Raw genomic sequence first — 17,095 nt, 5'->3', positions numbered from 1 at the left:
TCTGAAGTCTAACAGAGAACCGTTTTTCAGTGCGCATCTTAACTGGTAACATTAGCCTCTTTTTTTAAGGAGCCTGACATGACAAAGCAGCCCGAAGACTGGCTCGACGACGTTCCCGGTGATGACATCGAAGACGAAGACGATGAAATTATCTGGGTCAGTAAAAGTGAAATTAAACGCGATGCCGAGGAATTAAAACGCCTGGGCGCGGAACTGGTGGATCTGGGGAAAAACGCGCTGGATAAGATCCCGCTGGACGCCGATCTGCGCGACGCCATTGAACTGGCCCAGCGTATCAAAATGGAAGGACGCCGCCGCCAGTTGCAGCTTATCGGAAAAATGCTGCGCCAACGCGACGTTGAACCTATTCGCCAGGCGCTGGACAAGCTGAAGAACCGCCATAATCAGCAGGTGGTGCTGTTTCACAAACTTGAGCATCTGCGCGATCGTCTGATCGTCGAAGGCGATGACGCGGTAGCCGAAGTACTGACCCTGTGGCCGCACGCCGATCGTCAACAGCTTCGTTCATTGATCCGCAATGCGAAGAAAGAGAAAGAAGGCAACAAACCGCCGAAATCAGCGCGTCAGATTTTCCAGTATCTGCGCGAGCTGGCGGAAAACGAAGGGTAATTTTACACGTTGGTAGCGTCTGCCGGATGGCGGCGCTGGCGCCTTATCCGGCCTACAGGAATGTACGTATTGTAGGCCCGGTAAGCGCAGCGCCACCGGGCATTTTTTACTCCACAACCAGTGCTTTTTTCGCCAGCCCATCCAGCAATTTCTGATGGATGCCGCCGAAACCGCCGTTGCTCATCACCAGGATGTGATCGCCAGGCTGTGCGGTTTTCACCACCATTTCCGCCAGCGTATCGACATCGCCACTCCAGTGAGCAGGCTGTACGCAGGCTTCGGCGACTTCCGCCACTTGCCACGGAATATGCGGCGGCTGCAGCAGGAACACTTCATCCGCACGCCCTAACGACGGCGCCAGGTCATCCTTGCATAACCCCATCTTCATCGTGTTAGAACGCGGCTCCAGCACTGCGATAATGCGCGCGGTGCCGCCCACTTTACCGCGCAACGCCGCCAGAGTGGCCAGAATTGCCGTCGGGTGGTGAGCAAAATCGTCATACACCGTCACGCCGTTCGCTTCACCGCGTAGCTCCAGACGGCGGCGGGCGTTAATAAATGACCCCAGCGCGCTGGCCGCTTCTGCGGGCGCGACGCCCACGTGGCGCGCGGCGGCAATCGCCATCAGACCGTTGTGCATGTTATGTTCGCCGACCAGGCCCCATTTCACATCGCCGACTTTTTCGCCGTCCAGCCACACTTCCCACTCGGAAGCATCCGTAGTCAGCTTCTTCGCCTGCCAGTGTCCCTGCTCGCCCACCAGCTCTTGCTCGCTCCAGCAGCCCAGCGCCATGGTCTGTTTCAGGTTGATGTCGTTTTCCGGCCAGATGATGCGCCCCTGCCCCGGCACGATGCGCACCAGATGGTGGAACTGCTTCTGGATCGCTTTCAGATCGTCGAAGATGTCGGCATGATCAAACTCAAGGTTGTTGAGGATCAGCGTACGCGGGCAGTAATGCACAAATTTAGAACGTTTATCAAAGAACGCGCAGTCGTACTCATCCGCTTCGATAACAAAGAACGGGCTCTCGCCCAGGCGCGCGGAAACCTCAAAGTTGCCCGGTACGCCGCCGATCACGAAGCCCGGTTTGTACCCGCACGCTTCCAGTATCCAGGTCGCCATGCCTGCGGTCGTGGTTTTGCCGTGGGTACCGGCGACCGCCAGTACCCAGCGGTCGCGCAACACAAAGTCATGCAGCCACTGTGGACCAGACATAAAGGGAATGTTTTTTTCCAGCACCGCTTCCACGCACGGATTCCCGCGCGTCATCGCATTGCCGATAATCACCAGATCCGGCTGCGGATCGAGCTGGCTGGCGTCATAACCCTGGATCAGATCAATGCCTTGCTTCTCAAGTAAGGTACTCATCGGCGGATACACATTGGCGTCCGAACCCGTTACTTCATGACCAAGCGAGCGAGCCAGCATCGCCAGCCCCCCCATGAAAGTGCCACAAATTCCCAAAATATGAATGCGCATACGTCACTATCCTTTTTTTATCTGCGAGCCATTTTACGCACATGTCTGGCAAGTGAGAAACGCATTTCAGGTAAATCTGTACTTTGCTGGCGCGATTCACCTGAGCGCATCATCTGAAATGTTTGTTAAGATTGTTACGGTCGCTTTACTCCAATCAATTGCAGGGAAAGTGTTATGAAAACGTTAGGTGAATTTATTGTCGAAAAGCAGCACGAGTTCTCTCAGGCTACCGGTGAGCTCACTGCTTTGCTGTCGGCAATAAAATTGGGCGCCAAGATCATCCACCGCGATATCAACAAGGCCGGTCTGGTCGATATCCTGGGTGCCAGCGGTGCTGAGAACGTACAGGGCGAGGTTCAGCAGAAACTCGATCTGTTCGCGAACGAGAAACTGAAAGCTGCACTAAAAGCGCGCGATATTGTAGCGGGCATCGCATCGGAAGAAGAGGACGAAATTGTCGTCTTTGAAGGCTGCGAACACGCGAAATATGTGGTGCTGATGGACCCTCTGGATGGCTCTTCTAACATCGACGTTAACGTCTCTGTCGGTACGATTTTCTCGATTTATCGCCGCGTGACGCCTGTCGGCACGCCGGTCACCGAAGAAGATTTCCTGCAACCCGGCAACAAACAGGTCGCAGCGGGATATGTCGTGTATGGCTCGTCCACCATGCTGGTTTACACCACCGGCTGCGGCGTACACGCTTTCACCTACGATCCGTCGTTAGGCGTGTTCTGTCTGTGCCAGGAACGTATGCGTTTCCCGGAAAAGGGTAAAACCTACTCCATTAACGAAGGCAACTACATTAAATTCCCGAATGGCGTGAAGAAGTACATCAAATTCTGCCAGGAAGAGGATAGTTCAACAAGTCGCCCTTATACCTCACGTTACATTGGCTCTCTGGTGGCCGATTTCCACCGCAACCTGCTGAAAGGCGGCATCTATCTCTACCCCAGCACCGCCAGCCATCCGCAGGGGAAACTGCGTCTGCTGTATGAATGCAACCCGATGGCGTTCCTCGCGGAACAGGCCGGCGGCAAAGCAAGCGATGGTAAAGAACGTATTCTGGATATCATTCCGGAAAGCCTGCACCAGCGCCGCTCGTTCTTCGTTGGCAACCGCCATATGGTTGACGATGTGGAACGCTTTATCCGCGAATACCCGGACGCGTAATCTTTACCACCATGCGGAATAACGCATGAAGCCGCCATTGGGCAATAACATGTCCGATGGCGGCGTTGCCTTATCAGGCCCGTGATTTTTCCGGTTCTTAACCTTTGTCGTTTATGCTCCGCAACGACGCGCCAGATGAGGCGGAAACGAAAACAAGCGAAGACTTTCGGCGTGAGTTGGCTATAATACTCGCCACTTGTTTGTCATAAATTCAAAGGAAACAGACATGAGCTTACTCAACGTCCCGGCGGGTAAAGAACTGCCGGAAGATATCTACGTCGTTATCGAGATCCCGGCTAACGCAGATCCGATCAAATACGAAGTTGACAAAGAGAGCGGCGCGCTGTTCGTTGACCGCTTCATGTCCACCGCGATGTTCTATCCGTGCAACTACGGTTACATCAACCATACCCTGTCTCTGGACGGCGACCCGGTAGACGTTCTGGTCCCGACGCCGTACCCGCTGCAGCCAGGCGCCGTCATCCGTTGCCGTCCGGTTGGCGTACTGAAAATGACCGACGAATCCGGTGAAGATGCGAAACTGGTTGCCGTACCGCACACCAAACTGAGCAAAGAGTACGATCACATTAAAGATGTGAACGATCTGCCGGAACTGCTGAAAGCGCAGATCACTCATTTCTTCGAGCATTATAAAGATCTCGAAAAAGGCAAATGGGTGAAAGTTGACGGTTGGGACAACGCCGAAGCGGCTAAAGCGGAAATCGTTGCCTCCTTCGAGCGCGCAGCGAAGAAATAAGTTCGCTTTTACATAATCGTCAAGATAAAGGCTCTCATAGTAATGAGGGCCTTTTTATTGGCTAATGAATAGAACACAATTTTTATCATTATTAGTTTAACATTCACGGAATGAATAAGACTCTACCTTATTTTTTATTAAAAAGGGTTGAATACACTCACGCTTTCTCTAAAAAGCTCAAGATAATAATTGTTTTGTGAATGCCCCCAGATTCCCCTGGACTTACGCCCTAAATATTAGCAAGCGCCAAATTCTTATTTAGTGCATAAGCCCGATTACCTTTTTAATAAGGTATCCTAAGCTCTCCCTACCAATAACCGTATTTTTAATCCAACATAACATCCGCTCAAAACACACTTTTTAATATATTTTTAAGGGCTGCCATAATTATTTACTATTTTAAGAGATTATGATGAAAAATGATATATTAATTACCGGTGGACATATCATCGATCCCGCTCGTAATATTAATGAGATTAACAATTTACGCATCATTAACGATATTATCGTTGATGCCGATAAATATCCTGTAACTTCGGAGACCCGGATTATCCATGCCGACGGTATGATCGTCACTCCCGGTCTTATCGATTATCACGCGCATGTTTTTTATGACGCGACGGAAGGCGGCGTCAGGCCTGATATGTACATGCCGCCGAATGGCGTCACCACCGTCGTGGATGCAGGTTCTGCCGGTACGGCAAACTTTGATGCCTTCTACCGAACGGTGATTTGCGCCAGCAAAGTTCGAATCAAAGCGTTTCTGACCGTGTCGCCGCCGGGCCAAACCTGGTCACAAGAAAATTATGATCCTGACAATATTGATGAAAATAAGATCCACGCGCTGTTTCGTCAGTATCGCAACGTTCTTCAGGGATTAAAACTCAAGGTTCAGACTGAGGACATTGCTGAATATGGATTAAAACCGCTGACTGAATCCCTTCGTATTGCCAACGATTTAAGGTGCCCCGTGGCAATACACTCGACTCATCCCGTCGTTCCCATGAAAGAACTTGTCTCCTTGCTACGCCGCGGCGATATTATCGCTCATGCGTTTCACGGCAAAGGTAGCACCATTCTTACTGATGAAGGCGCTGTCTTAGCCGAAGTCCGTCAGGCAAGGGAAAGAGGCGTTATATTTGATGCCGCCAATGGTCGCAGCCATTTTTCAATGAACACGGCACGCCGGGCCATCGCCAATGGCTTTCTTCCGGATATCATCAGTAGCGATCTCTCAACCATCACTAAACTCGCCTGGCCTGTTTACGCCTTACCATGGATTTTATCGAAATACTTAGCACTCGGCGTCGCGCTTACCGATGTCATTAACGCCTGTACCCATACCCCAGCAGTTTTATTGGGCATGGCAGCAGAAATTGGTACGCTGGCCCCTGGGGCATTTGCCGATATCGCCATCTTTAAATTAAAAAACAGGCATGTTGAATTTGCCGATATTCATGGTGAAACGCTCACGGGGACGCATGTGCTGGTACCACAAATGACCATAAAATCCGGTGAGATATTATTTCGTCAAATTGATTTTGGCGCGCGGCCAAACGGAGTTGAAAAATGACCTCAATGCAAAAATGGCTACGGATCGGCGCGACATTAATGTTCGGCCTTTTTGTTGCTTATCTTGACCGTTCTAATCTTTCCGTTACGTTACCTACGATTACACACGACCTGAATATTGATGGCGCAACGGCCAGCATTGTATTAACCATATTTCTTATTGGCTATGCCTTTTCAAATATTTTTGGCGGCGTATTTACCCAGCGATACGATCCGAAAAAAATAGTCATTCTGATGGTGCTAATCTGGTCGATTGCGACCGTTTTTGTCGGATTTACCTCGTCAGTGTATGTTATTTTGATTTGTCGGCTGGTGCTTGGCATTACCGAAGGCATTTATTGGCCGCAGCAGTCCCGCTTCGCCAGCGACTGGTTTTCAGACAAAGAACGGACGCAGGCGAACAGCATTATCCAGTATTATGGACAGTTCCTGGCATTAGGCCTGGGATTTATGATTTTGTCTCCGCTGGATGCTGCCTTCGGTTGGCGAAATGTTTTTATTATCACTGGTGTGATCGGCATTGTTGTTGTGGTTCCACTTTATATAACAATGCTAAAAAAACAGGAAGAAGCGCCTTATTATCGTGCGCCGGCGCCAACAGAGAAAACTAAACTTACCCTGGAATCGCTGGGCGGAACCCCCTTCCTACTCCTTATTTTTACCTACATCACTCAAGGGATGTTGTTCTGGGGAATTACGTTATGGATACCCATGGTTGTCAATTCTCTCGGCTATACCGGATTCAGTAAAGCATTGGTCAGTTCTCTGCCTTATCTGACTGCCGTTATACTGGCAATCCCTATCTCATGGATCAGTGATAAGACACAAAAGCGTGTACTTATTGCTTCACTGGGCCTACTAATCCCCGGCGTGATGTTATTTCTCCTGCCATTTGTCGATGCGCCAGGCTTTAAAATCACGCTCATTACCCTGGCGATGGGTTATTATGCCGCCAGCTTTACCCCCAATATCTGGTCGATTATCCAGTCGAACGTTAAACCCCATGCGATTGGCCCAGCCTCCGGTATTATTAATGGCATCGGCGCCGGCGGCGGCGGTACGCTGGCAGGCCTAATGGTCGGCTATTTTTACCGGACAACCGGCAGCTATATGCAGGGATTTATGGTTCTCGGATGCATTGTTATCCTGGGCGGCGCGTCATTATTGATCTACGGCAGAATAAGAGCTCACCATGCCCGGCGCTAGCGTCATCAGCCAGAATGTAAAAAAACAACGCCACCCGAGGGTGGCGTGTTCAGTTCAGGGCTGGTTTCTGTCTAACCAGTCACCGCTTTCAATCAGAGTTAACCCATCAACAGGACGTTGATATACATACATCCATGCGCTGCCGTAAGGCGTCTGGATTAACTGGCGTGCGTATTCACCGCCCCTGGTGCGCAAAGCATCAAGTTCGGCCAGCGTGGCGTTATCAATTCGATAAACTTCACCGTATACCGCTCCGTTTCCCGGAACTGCGCCTGGATAGTGGCCCAGACTATACAACTGGTAGTTATCGATACGGTAATCGCCAAGCAATTGGGCATTGGTCATCCAGTGACTGTTGCCTTGTTTCTGTCGTAAACTGCCATAGACAAATATTCGCATTGCTAAAACTCAAACTGATAGAGCAAATCAAGTGCCTGATCTACGCCAGACACTGCTTCCAGATATAGCTTAGGCATCAGGCGATAACGTAACGTGAGCGTCGCCAGAGAGTCAAATATCCCTACACCATACTTCACCTGTAGACCCGGCAGTACATAGCCGCTGACCACAACCTGGGACGAATCGCCCACCCCTTGCGTGTCCAGCGCCAGATTACTTACACCGAATGTCTCTCCGATTTTACCCACAACCTGACCACTTTGCGCAACCCCCAGGCCAATAAGCATGGAAGTCATTGCTGCGCTATCACTCTGATTGCTGTCCAACCCCTGCCCACGCAGCAGATAAGAAAGCGCTTCAGCCTGCGGCATCGCCGGATCGGAGAAGATTTCCGCTTTGGGTTCATCAGCAGTGCCTGTGACACGCACGCCCGCAATGACATCGTCTTCGGTGGCGTCAGGGTTACGGATCGCTTCGATATTGAGCAGCGGCTGATCCGGCGGGCCGGAGAACAGCAGCTCGCCTTTACGGACAAGCAGGTCCTGGCCGTAGGCGCGGAATCGGCCGTCAGGAATATTGATTTGACCATTCAGCCCCAGCCCCTGCTTATCCTGCGCGACTTTCAAATCGCCGGTCAAACGCGCTTTAAGCCCGAAGGCGTCGATGCGCACGTTGTTGCCGACGTGGACCGTCAGATTACTGTTGATGGGAATAGACGCTGTCTGCGGCGTTTCTGGTTGCAGGTCATTGTTGAGCATAACCACATCGCTGGAGACGCCGACCGCGCTCTCCGGCAGGTCGTGCACCACAATTCGCGCCCACGGAACGTCCACACGCCCATCCAACGTGAACAGCGAAGGCGTCGCGTCAAAGACCACATCCGGCGAGACATCCAGGCGCACCATCGGCGGAACGGTAATCCGCACCCGGCTGCCTTTCGCCGTCACCCGCGCGCGCCAGTTGTCAATCTGACTCCAGTCGGCGTTGCCGTTCAGGTTAATTTGCCCTTGTTGTGTTCGCACGATACCGGCGAGCGTCGAACGCGTCCCGCTAAAGTTCATGGTGAGCTGGCTCGGCTGCATCTCAAACGGCATAAAATTACCGTCAATATCCAGCGCGCTAAGCTGCAACTGGCCAAACAACTGCGGGCTTTGCACATCGCCGCCCAGACGTAGCCTGGCGTTTAACATTCCCGCCGCTTTTTCGCCGCGCGAAAAGACAGGGTTGACCATCGCCAGATTGAGATTGCGCATGTTGACGTTACCGCCGAGATTGCGCCGCCCCTGAGGATCGGTTACCTGCACCTGGCCATCGAATTGACCATTGTTCGTCAGGCGAATCAGCCATCCCAACTCGGCGCGATTATTGTGCAGATCGGCGCTGAGGTTCAGCGTCTCAAACGCGACAGGTAACGGCGCGTCATTGACGGTCTGCGTGACCTTCACATTACGACCGGAAAGCGTGACCTTCCCCTGCGGCAATCCCTCCTGGGTGGTGTCCCACGACACGTCCGCTTTCCCGCTAAAGATCCCGCTGGCCTGAGTGGTATCAGGCATAAATGGCTTCAGCATCGCCAGATCAAAGCGGTTGAGATTGACCACCGCCCGTCCTGCGGCGCCCGCATCAATGGTTTGCGGTACGCATAGCTCGGCGTTCGGGTTCAGCCAACAATGTGGCCCGATACTGATTTTCTGTTCTTTATTACGGTAGTCCAGCGCAATCGCGCGGTTCAACGACCATGGCCCCACTGGCGTCTGGAAACGGGTGTCGCTTAACGTCCCTTTCCAGCGCGCCGCCTCGCGATCAAAACTGCCTGTCAGGGAGAGTTGACCGGATACCGGTTCTCCCTGAACACGGAGCTGTAGCTGATGCTGCTTCTCGCTGCCTTTGGCGTCAAGCGTCACCAGATTGATGTTAACGTCGGGCTGCGAAATCCGCTCTACGCGAACGTTGAGATGGCCCGCTATCTGATCGGTGGATTTAATATCGCCCTCAATGCGCGCCTGGGCGACAGACAGCTCCTGCCAGCGCAAGCCGCGGGCGGTGATATCCGCCAACAGCTGCGGCGCTTCTACCGTACCGCGGACTTTAACGATTCCTTTTGCCATGCCGCCCAGCCCTGGCAGCGCATTATCCAGCCCTGGCGCATCGATGGCGGCGTCAAGATTCAGCTCCTTAACGCCAAGCTCGCCTTTTATATCGGCGCTGTTTGGGCCCAGCGCAAGGTGCAGCCCCGGGATCGTCCACTGCATGTAGCTGTTGCCCTTTAGCGTCCCGTTGACGTTAACGCTGTTCTGCTTCACATTGCCGGTCAGCTTGAGCTCCGGAACATCCATCTGCCAGGTGCCGCCGTAGAGGCTGCCTTTGGTTTTCATGACGCCGTTAAGCTTCGCGGGCCAGTCCGGGATCTCTTTAGCGGTATTGATGCCATTCAGCGTCAGTTCGCCACGCCAGCTAATCGCCTGCTGCCAGTCCACCAGCGCTTTCAGTTCGGTTTTTCCCTCCAGAGCGGCGACGGTGAGTTTATCGAGATTAATCTGCCGCTCATTCCCTTTAGCATCCAGCGTAATGGTCGCCGGCGGAATATCTTGTCCTTTCACGGCGGTTCGCATCGACAACGTATAGTCGGTCATCTTACCGCTCAGTTTGAGCTTCAGATCGTCAGCCTGAAACTGGGTATCACCCGTCAATGGCCAGGCAATGCGTTGGCTGACGACCTCAAGATTGAGCGGTAAACCGGCCTCCGCCAGCCGCGTCTGGGCGCGAAGCGCGACATCCATCGGCCCGGAAAGGTTCACCCCGACCTCCAGTTGTTCGCGTAGCGCGCCGCCGACCTTGAGTTTTATCTTTTCACCCTTTAGCGGATCGATATTCAGCGTACTGTTGAGCGTAATATCGACCGGCCAGTTATTGGCGAGCTGCGCCGTACCGGAGGCTTTCACCGTGCCCTGGTTGGCGTCGATATCCAGAGTATCCAGCTTCATATTACCGTCGATACTGCTGACTTTAAGCAGCATCGTGCGCACCGTCAGATCGGTATCGCCGGTGATGCGTAGCTGCTCGCCGCGAAATGACTCGATATTCAGATTGAGCGGCAGGTGAACATCGGTCATCTCCGGCATTACCGGTTTTGCAAACAGATCTTTTAGCGTTTCGCCAAGCGGCTTTTCATCCGGTTGAGGTTTCTCGATTTTGGGTTCAACCACCTCTTCCTGCGCCACGTCAGCGACCTTCGGCAGAGCGATCAGCAATCCCTGAAGCCGCGTCGGTTTCAGGGTCAGGTTTTTCTCCTGCCATGCCAGCCCGGAGGTAAAATCCAGCACCGAAACGGTAGTGTCATCAATCTTGATATTGATGTTATTCAACGCCACGCGCGACAGCGTGATGGGCCAGGGGGTGGAGAGGTTCAGCGGTCCGCTTTCTTCCTCTTCTTGCGCCGGTTCGGAGGGTGGCATTTTTTTGCTGTCGATAGCGACATTAATATCTTTTAGCGCCAGATCATTGACGCACAGGCTACTGCGCCACAGGCAATCAAGCCCGACGGCCAGATGAATTTCGCCCGCATTTACCGCAACGCCCGGCTGCTCATAGCGGATATTTTTTAACGATAAGTCCCGCCAGCCGCCGGTGACCTGCCCAATCTCCAGCCCCGGCACCCAGCGGTTCGCCGCACTGAATACCAGATGCAGCCCCGTCGTCGTCCCGACCAGAAACGCAACGCTCGCCAGTAACACCACAATGAAAATCAACACGCCGAGGCTTATTTTCTTCCATAAACTCATAATTCAGGCCCCAGACCGATATAAAACTGTAAACCGTGTTCGTCTTTGTCGCCGACCGGTACGGCAAAATCGAGTTTGATAGGCCCAACCGGCGACGCCCAGCGCACGCCGACCCCGGTCCCGGTTTTGAAATCGCTACGGCGAATATCACTCACCGCCTCGCCGCTATCGACAAACACTGCCCCCCACCATTTGCCGGTGACGTTATACTGGTACTCCAGCGATCCGGTTGCCAGTTTTGAGGCGCCTTTAAGATTGCCGTCGCTATCTTTAGGCGAAATAGATTTGTATTTATAGCCGCGAATACTGCGGTCGCCCCCGGCGAAGAAACGTAAATCCGGCGGAACTTTGTCGAAATCACCGGTTTCTATCCAGCCCAAATTGGCGCGCATCACAAAACGGTGGCGATCGTACAAAGTCCGAATCCAGACGTTTTGCGCCTGCAGCACGGAGAAATCCACGTCGGAGCCCCAGGCCGTATTCGAATAGTCTACTGAATAGCGCTGCGAATCGCCCCAGGTTGGCATCAGTCCCCCTCGCGAGCGGGTTCGGCTGATCATCACGCCCGGGTAGAACAGCATGGTGGTATTGGTGACGTTCCCCTGGGTAAAGTGGTCGAAACTCCAGCGCAGGTTAATCGCCCGCTGCCAACCGCTGGAAAGGTCCCAGTAACGCGACACGGCAAGCGTGGTCGAGTCCTGCTCCGTATCATTCAAATCGGTACGTTTAAAACCGCCCTGTACCAGATAGTATTGCTCCAGCGGGTTTTTCAGCAGCGGCATTTTATAACTAAAATCCAGCACCTGTTCCGGCGCAGAAATACTGGTGCTGGTGGTCAGGCTATGACCGTAGGAGTTCATCCACGGTTTTTTCCACGACGCTTTCACGCGCGGCCCGACGTCGGTGGAGTACCCCACCCCGGTTTCAATCGTGTTTTCGGTTCGCGGCGATACCACGCCTTTTAACGGCAGAATTTTTGTTTTACGCGATTTCTCAAATTCCGGCGCCACCACGACAGAATTAAACCATCCGGTAGCGGAAAGTCGGCGGTTTAGTTCCGCCAAATCTTTCGATTCGTACTCATCGCCCTCTTTAAACGGCAACAGATTTTGTAAATATTCATCACGAATCTGCGAACCTTCGAAGGTGACAGGTCCGAAGCGATAGCGCTCACCGCTATCATAATCAATATCCCAAAACGCCTGATGACGGCCCAGAGCAATTCCCAACTGACTTTTAATGAATTCGCTGTCGAAATAGCCTTTACGTAGCGACACGCTGGTTAACGACTTTTTAAAATTGTCATAGTCTCCCTGGTTCAGCACCGTGCCGATTGCCGGACGCGTTTTCAGTAAGGCCAGATAATCTTTGTCCGTGCGCGCGCCGCCGCGTAAAATGACTTCTGTACCGCCAATCAACACCGGCTGGCCGGGCGTAACCCTGGCGATTAATACCTGCCGTCCTTTCGCAGGCGGTGGAAGCAAGTCGAATTTGATAGTGGGTTCGTAATAGCCTAACGCTTTAAGCCCTTCGCGAATCGCATCATCAACTCGGGCGCGAAAGCGCCGATCCGGCGTCACCTCATCGCTCTGAATCGTAGAGAGCTGTGCGCGAACGTTTTTTTCCAGCTCTCCGGATAGCCCTTCGACTTTCAGACGAACATTTGCGGCTACCGCAGAACTGCTCAGGCACAGTAAGCTAACCCAACATAACTGACGGATATGTGGCACATTTTCTCCTGAATATCCCCTATTCCCACCCCTGGAAAAAATCACACTACCGCTCCGCGGCTTAACATAAAATCAACAATTGCGATTGAAAAGCAGACGACTGCCCAAATATTTCTTATGGTTAAATCCAGATACATTAATGTTGTTATTGTGTGCAAAGATGCGTCTCGTTACAACCTTAACGCCAATTAACGCTTTCGGGAGAATAGCTCATGAGTTTATTTGATAAAAAACATCTGGTTACTCAAGCAGATGCGTTACCAGGACGCAACACCCCGATGCCGATCGCCACTCTGCATGCGGTAAATGAACACTCTATGACCAATGTCCCTGCCGGGATGGAGATCGCCTACTTCGCTATGGGCTGTTTCTGGGGCGTAGAACGTTTATTCTGGCAATTGCCCGGCGTATATAGCACCGCGGCAGGGTATGCAGGCGGTTACACGCCTAATCCAACCTACCGGGAAGTCTGCTCCGGGCAGACCGGTCATGCCGAAGCGGTACGGATAGTGTACGATCCTGCCGTTATCCGTTATGAGCAGCTTTTACAGACCTTCTGGGAAAATCACGATCCGACGCAGGGGATGCAACAGGGTAACGATCACGGTACGCAATACCGTTCTGCGATTTATCCCTTAACGCCGGAACAGAATGCCGCCGCTCACGCCAGTCGCGAGCGCTTTCAGGCGGCAATGGCCGCCGCCGGAGACCATCGCCCTATTACCACGGAAATCGCCCATGCGACGCCGTTTTACTACGCCGAAGATGAACACCAACAGTATTTGCACAAAAATCCATACGGTTACTGCGGGATTGGCGGGATCGGCGTTTGCCTGCCGCCTGACGCGTGACGACGCTGGCGTAGGGGGAACCTGTCGGAGTTGAAAATGAACCCTCTGGCGACTTTACAGTAGCTTACGCTATACTAGCCCTGAACTTATCGGCTCACTGCTACGAGCCGGTTTTCATTAAACGTTACCACACGGATTTATAAACTTCCCTTCCGAGGATCTGGCGTTTCGCCGGATAAGATATGTTAAACAGTATATTCATTATATTCTGCCTGATCGCTGTAAGTGCGTTCTTCTCCATCTCCGAGATCTCGCTTGCCGCATCACGTAAGATTAAACTTAAGCTATTAGCTGATGAAGGCAGTATCAACGCACAACGCGTATTGAAAATGCAGGAAAATCCCGGCATGTTTTTCACCGTTGTGCAAATTGGCCTGAACGCCGTCGCTATTCTTGGCGGTATCGTCGGCGATGCGGCATTTTCGCCCGCCTTTTCCGCCCTTTTCTCGCACTATATGTCGCCAGAACTCTCCGAGCAGCTGAGCTTTATTCTCTCCTTCTCGCTGGTGACGGGGCTGTTTATCCTGTTCGCGGATTTAACCCCGAAACGCATCGGTATGATTGCGCCAGAAGCTGTGGCTTTGCGTATCATCAACCCGATGCGCTTCTGCCTGTTCGTTTTTCGCCCGCTGGTGTGGCTGTTTAACGGCATGGCAAACAACATCTTCCGCCTGTTCAAAATTCCAATGGTGCGGAAAGACGACATTACTTCTGATGATATTTACGCAGTGGTGGAAGCCGGCGCGCTGGCGGGCGTCTTGCGCAAGCAAGAGCACGAACTGATTGAAAATGTGTTTGAACTTGAATCCCGCACCGTACCGTCTTCCATGACGCCGCGCGAAAGTATCATCTGGTTTGATCTGCACGAAGACGAGCAAAGCCTGAAGAAAAAGGTCGCCGAACATCCGCACTCAAAATTTTTGGTGTGTAATGAAGATATCGACCACATCATCGGCTATGTAGACTCCAAAGATCTGCTGAACCGCGTGCTGGCGAACCAAAGTATGGCGCTGAATGGCGGCGTGCAAATTCGCAATACCTTGATTGTGCCGGATACGCTGACCCTTTCTGAGGCGCTGGAAAGTTTCAAAACGGCGGGCGAGGATTTCGCGGTCATTATGAATGAATACGCGCTGGTCGTCGGTATCATTACGCTGAACGATGTGATGACCACGCTAATGGGTGACCTGGTCGGCCAGGGACTGGAAGAGCAAATTGTGGCACGCGATGAAAATTCCTGGCTGGTTGACGGCGGCACGCCGATTGACGACGTCATGCGCGTGCTGGATATCGATGAGTTTCCGCAATCCGGCAACTATGAAACCATTGGCGGCTTTATGATGTTTATGCTGCGCAAGATCCCAAAACGTACTGATTCGGTGAAGTTTTCCGGCTACAAATTTGAAGTGGTGGATATCGACAACTACCGTATCGATCAGTTGCTGGTGACGCGTCTCGACAATAAAAGCAACGTACCGGCACCGAAACTGCCCGATGCAAAAGACAAAGAAGACAGCGCGGCCTGAAATCCGTTTGCCAGAAACATCAACGGCTCCTGATTCAGGAGCCGTTTTTTTTACTTTTTTAACCTACTGCATAGCACTTTTGGTTACGCCATCTCAGTTTGCAGACGCATAACCTGACGGTTAACTTCAGACATCACAGACAAGTGCTGCTTGTCCCTCACTTTTGGGATAAGAATCTTACCCTTATCGAACTCAAAAGCGCCAACATCCTTGATATATAACCGTCCACGGAACAGGATCTTCACGTACTTCGCCACCTGTAGCGGGTTGTAGCGTTGGAAAATTTTCATTGTTGTCTCCTGCAGAGTATTACGCCCTTGCGGTGCCACAATCGGCCCAACAGTTTTAAGGCGCAAATTTTAATGCCATATGACTATAGACCATATCTACGTCGTTTCCAGTGTGCATAAGTATATTTACCTTTTGATTACAGTTATTCAGAATTATCTAAACATCAGCTCATTTTTCTCAGTATATGCCTTCATTTTTCACAGGAAGTGTGCGCCCGCCCGCAAACTGGCATCCCCTTTGCGGGAAAAAGCATCAATCGCACATATGATTAACTATCGGCCCAAAGTGGTCGGATCACCTGCAAAAAAATAAAGAAGGAATGACCATGACCCTACGTAAAATTCTGGCGATGTCGTGTCTGCTACTCCCCATAATGGCTTGTGCGCATAACCTTGAAGATAACCAACGGGTGCCGCCGGTAGGCATTGCCGACCGTGGCGAACTGACGTTGAATAAAGATGAGTTTAGTTATAAAAACTGGAATAGCGCGCAGCTGGCGGGAAAAGTGCGCGTCCTGCTGCACATTGCGGGTCGAACGTCAGCGAAGGAAAAAAACGCCACGCTGATTGAAGCGATTAAATCCGCCGGGCTTCCGCATGACAGATACCAGACGACCACAATTGTGAACACCGATGATGCGATCCCCGGCTCCGGTATGTTCGTGCGTAGCAGTATAGAAAGTAATAAAAAGCTCTACCCGTGGTCGCAATTTATTGTCGACAGCAATGGCGTGGCGCGTAACGCCTGGCAATTAAAAGAAGAGGGGTCCGCCGTCATTGTGCTTGACAAAGACGGTCGGGTTCAATGGGTGAAAGATGGCGCGTTAACCCAGCAAGAGGTACAGCAGGTGGTCGACCTGCTGCATAAGCTCCTCAGTAAATAGTCACCCGGAAGCCGGGGTTAAGGAACGATTCACGAGGGGTATAGTCCAGCGTTTTTCCCTGCCAGTCGTGAACGTGCGCCCCAGCTGCAACGGCAATGGCATGACCTGCGGCAGTGTCCCAGACGCTGGTCGGCCCAAATCTGGGGTAAAGCTGCGCCTGGCCTTCCGCCACAAGGCAGAATTTCAGCGAGGAACCAATAGAGGTTGTCTGATGTTCGCCAAGCTGTTGGAGATATTCGGTGAGTTCATCATCCGTATGCGAACGGCTAATCACCACCAGCGGCGGGCGGGCATCCCGGACCTGAATCTGCTTACGCACCCCGCACTCCTCTTTCCAGGCCTTACCTTCCGCCGCGTAGTACATCACTTTCAGCACCGGCGCATAGACCACGCCCAACACCGGTTTGCCCTGCTCAATCAGCGCGATATTGACCGTGAATTCGCCATTGCGCTTGATGAACTCTTTGGTGCCGTCGAGCGGATCGACCAGCCAGTAGCGCTGCCAGTGCTGGCGCACTTCCCAGGCAGGCGGATCTTCTTCTGAAAGCACCGGAATATCCGGCGTGAGCGTGCGTAACCCTTCGAGAATCACGGTATGTGCGGCGATATCCGCCGCAGTGACTGGAGAATCGTCCTGCTTGCGGGCGTACTCCATCGGTTTGGCTCCATCATAAACCTGCATAATGGCATCGCCCGCGTTCCGTGCAAGCTGGCATACTTGTTCTAACATTCTCCACCTCTTTATGACAGGGGCGTTAACTCGTTGTTTTACTTATACCCGATCGTTAAGGGTTCCGCCAACTGTGATACCGTCA

The 17,095-nt window shown here is 52.3% G+C and carries 14 protein-coding genes; 8 read left to right on the top strand and 6 right to left on the bottom strand.

Features of this window, described 5'->3' with window-relative positions:
* The first annotated feature begins 78 nt into the window (after nucleotides 1-78).
* The gene (yjgA, locus tag EOS97_RS12725; protein ID WP_000166287.1) at nucleotides 79-630 is read left to right on the top strand and encodes a ribosome biogenesis factor YjgA; all 552 of its coding nucleotides are present in this window, start codon (nucleotides 79-81) and stop codon (nucleotides 628-630) included.
* A 106-nt stretch (nucleotides 631-736) separates the two neighbouring features.
* On the opposite strand, the gene mpl is transcribed toward yjgA, so the two are convergent.
* Complete coding sequence (gene mpl, locus EOS97_RS12715; RefSeq protein ID WP_001219832.1) at nucleotides 737-2,110, bottom strand: UDP-N-acetylmuramate:L-alanyl-gamma-D-glutamyl-meso-diaminopimelate ligase; 1,374 nt, start codon at nucleotides 2,108-2,110, stop codon at nucleotides 737-739.
* A 174-nt stretch (nucleotides 2,111-2,284) separates the two neighbouring features.
* On the opposite strand from mpl, the gene fbp reads away from it, so the two are divergent.
* The 4 genes from fbp to EOS97_RS12695 all read left to right on the top strand — a co-directional run bounded on the left by fbp (nucleotide 2,285) and on the right by EOS97_RS12695 (nucleotide 6,818).
* Nucleotides 2,285-3,283 carry a class 1 fructose-bisphosphatase gene (gene fbp / locus EOS97_RS12710; RefSeq protein ID WP_000853764.1) on the top strand — a complete coding sequence of 333 codons (999 nt, stop codon included), beginning with the start codon at nucleotides 2,285-2,287 and terminating at the stop codon, nucleotides 3,281-3,283.
* A 226-nt stretch (nucleotides 3,284-3,509) separates the two neighbouring features.
* Nucleotides 3,510-4,040 (top strand): inorganic diphosphatase, encoded by a 531-nt coding sequence (ppa, locus tag EOS97_RS12705; protein ID WP_000055079.1) that lies wholly within the window; start codon nucleotides 3,510-3,512, stop codon nucleotides 4,038-4,040.
* Between the two features lie 409 nt (nucleotides 4,041-4,449).
* Nucleotides 4,450-5,613, top strand: a complete 1,164-nt coding sequence (locus EOS97_RS12700; protein WP_000977207.1) for a metallo-dependent hydrolase — start codon at nucleotides 4,450-4,452, stop codon at nucleotides 5,611-5,613.
* Nucleotides 5,610-6,818, top strand: coding sequence for an MFS transporter (locus tag EOS97_RS12695; protein ID WP_000203131.1), 1,209 nt, complete (start codon nucleotides 5,610-5,612; stop codon nucleotides 6,816-6,818). The genes EOS97_RS12700 and EOS97_RS12695 overlap by 4 nt, the downstream gene beginning before the upstream one ends.
* A 54-nt stretch (nucleotides 6,819-6,872) precedes the next feature.
* Here EOS97_RS12695 and EOS97_RS12690 read toward each other — a convergent pair whose 3' ends face one another.
* From EOS97_RS12690 to tamA, 3 genes are read right to left on the bottom strand one after another with little or no spacing between them, the layout of a single operon-like run.
* Nucleotides 6,873-7,217 carry a gamma-glutamylcyclotransferase gene (locus tag EOS97_RS12690; protein ID WP_001219167.1) on the bottom strand — a complete coding sequence of 115 codons (345 nt, stop codon included), beginning with the start codon at nucleotides 7,215-7,217 and terminating at the stop codon, nucleotides 6,873-6,875.
* Between the two features lie 2 nt (nucleotides 7,218-7,219).
* Complete coding sequence (tamB, locus tag EOS97_RS12685) at nucleotides 7,220-10,999, bottom strand: autotransporter assembly complex protein TamB (protein WP_000060821.1); 3,780 nt, start codon at nucleotides 10,997-10,999, stop codon at nucleotides 7,220-7,222.
* Nucleotides 10,996-12,729: an autotransporter assembly complex protein TamA gene (tamA, locus tag EOS97_RS12680; RefSeq protein ID WP_001120230.1), complete on the bottom strand. Its 1,734-nt coding sequence runs from the start codon at nucleotides 12,727-12,729 to the stop codon at nucleotides 10,996-10,998. Before tamA ends, tamB begins: the two co-directional genes overlap by 4 nt.
* A gap of 212 nt (nucleotides 12,730-12,941) precedes the next feature.
* Here tamA and msrA point away from each other — a divergent pair, with 212 nt between their 5' ends.
* Together msrA and EOS97_RS12670 are read left to right on the top strand one after the other, a co-directional pair.
* The gene (msrA, locus tag EOS97_RS12675) at nucleotides 12,942-13,580 is read left to right on the top strand and encodes a peptide-methionine (S)-S-oxide reductase MsrA (RefSeq protein ID WP_000051466.1); all 639 of its coding nucleotides are present in this window, start codon (nucleotides 12,942-12,944) and stop codon (nucleotides 13,578-13,580) included.
* Between the two features lie 182 nt (nucleotides 13,581-13,762).
* Nucleotides 13,763-15,106 (top strand): hemolysin family protein, encoded by a 1,344-nt coding sequence (locus EOS97_RS12670; protein WP_000934969.1) that lies wholly within the window; start codon nucleotides 13,763-13,765, stop codon nucleotides 15,104-15,106.
* 83 nt (nucleotides 15,107-15,189) lie between these two features.
* Here the strand turns inward: EOS97_RS12670 and EOS97_RS12665 are convergent, their stop codons facing one another.
* Nucleotides 15,190-15,396, bottom strand: coding sequence for a DUF1107 domain-containing protein (locus EOS97_RS12665; protein ID WP_000689229.1), 207 nt, complete (start codon nucleotides 15,394-15,396; stop codon nucleotides 15,190-15,192).
* Nucleotides 15,397-15,722: 326 nt separating this feature from the next.
* Here EOS97_RS12665 and EOS97_RS12655 point away from each other — a divergent pair, with 326 nt between their 5' ends.
* Nucleotides 15,723-16,280: a YtfJ family protein gene (locus EOS97_RS12655; RefSeq protein WP_000175300.1), complete on the top strand. Its 558-nt coding sequence runs from the start codon at nucleotides 15,723-15,725 to the stop codon at nucleotides 16,278-16,280.
* On the opposite strand, the gene cysQ is transcribed toward EOS97_RS12655, so the two are convergent.
* A complete protein-coding gene (gene cysQ / locus EOS97_RS12650) occupies nucleotides 16,270-17,010 on the bottom strand; it encodes a 3'(2'),5'-bisphosphate nucleotidase CysQ (RefSeq protein ID WP_000893398.1) in 741 nt (246 codons plus the stop codon). The genes EOS97_RS12655 and cysQ overlap by 11 nt on opposite strands.
* Between the last annotated feature and the right edge of the window lie 85 nt (nucleotides 17,011-17,095).

Origin of the sequence: Salmonella sp. SSDFZ54, from assembly GCF_004010735.1 — a bacterium.
GTDB classification, from domain to species: Bacteria; Pseudomonadota; Gammaproteobacteria; order Enterobacterales; family Enterobacteriaceae; genus Salmonella; species Salmonella enterica.
Note: the sequence above shows the minus strand (reverse complement) of the source record. Positions and strands in the feature narration are given on the sequence as shown.

Coding starts and splice junctions, on each gene's coding strand:
- yjgA (WP_000166287.1), top strand. CDS start 79: ATGACAAAGCAGCCCGAAGACTGGCTCGACGACGTTCCCGGTGATGAC.
- mpl (WP_001219832.1), bottom strand. CDS start 2,110: ATGCGCATTCATATTTTGGGAATTTGTGGCACTTTCATGGGGGGGCTG.
- fbp (WP_000853764.1), top strand. CDS start 2,285: ATGAAAACGTTAGGTGAATTTATTGTCGAAAAGCAGCACGAGTTCTCT.
- ppa (WP_000055079.1), top strand. CDS start 3,510: ATGAGCTTACTCAACGTCCCGGCGGGTAAAGAACTGCCGGAAGATATC.
- EOS97_RS12700 (WP_000977207.1), top strand. CDS start 4,450: ATGATGAAAAATGATATATTAATTACCGGTGGACATATCATCGATCCC.
- EOS97_RS12695 (WP_000203131.1), top strand. CDS start 5,610: ATGACCTCAATGCAAAAATGGCTACGGATCGGCGCGACATTAATGTTC.
- EOS97_RS12690 (WP_001219167.1), bottom strand. CDS start 7,217: ATGCGAATATTTGTCTATGGCAGTTTACGACAGAAACAAGGCAACAGT.
- tamB (WP_000060821.1), bottom strand. CDS start 10,999: ATGAGTTTATGGAAGAAAATAAGCCTCGGCGTGTTGATTTTCATTGTG.
- msrA (WP_000051466.1), top strand. CDS start 12,942: ATGAGTTTATTTGATAAAAAACATCTGGTTACTCAAGCAGATGCGTTA.
- EOS97_RS12670 (WP_000934969.1), top strand. CDS start 13,763: ATGTTAAACAGTATATTCATTATATTCTGCCTGATCGCTGTAAGTGCG.
- EOS97_RS12665 (WP_000689229.1), bottom strand. CDS start 15,396: ATGAAAATTTTCCAACGCTACAACCCGCTACAGGTGGCGAAGTACGTG.
- EOS97_RS12655 (WP_000175300.1), top strand. CDS start 15,723: ATGACCCTACGTAAAATTCTGGCGATGTCGTGTCTGCTACTCCCCATA.
- cysQ (WP_000893398.1), bottom strand. CDS start 17,010: ATGTTAGAACAAGTATGCCAGCTTGCACGGAACGCGGGCGATGCCATT.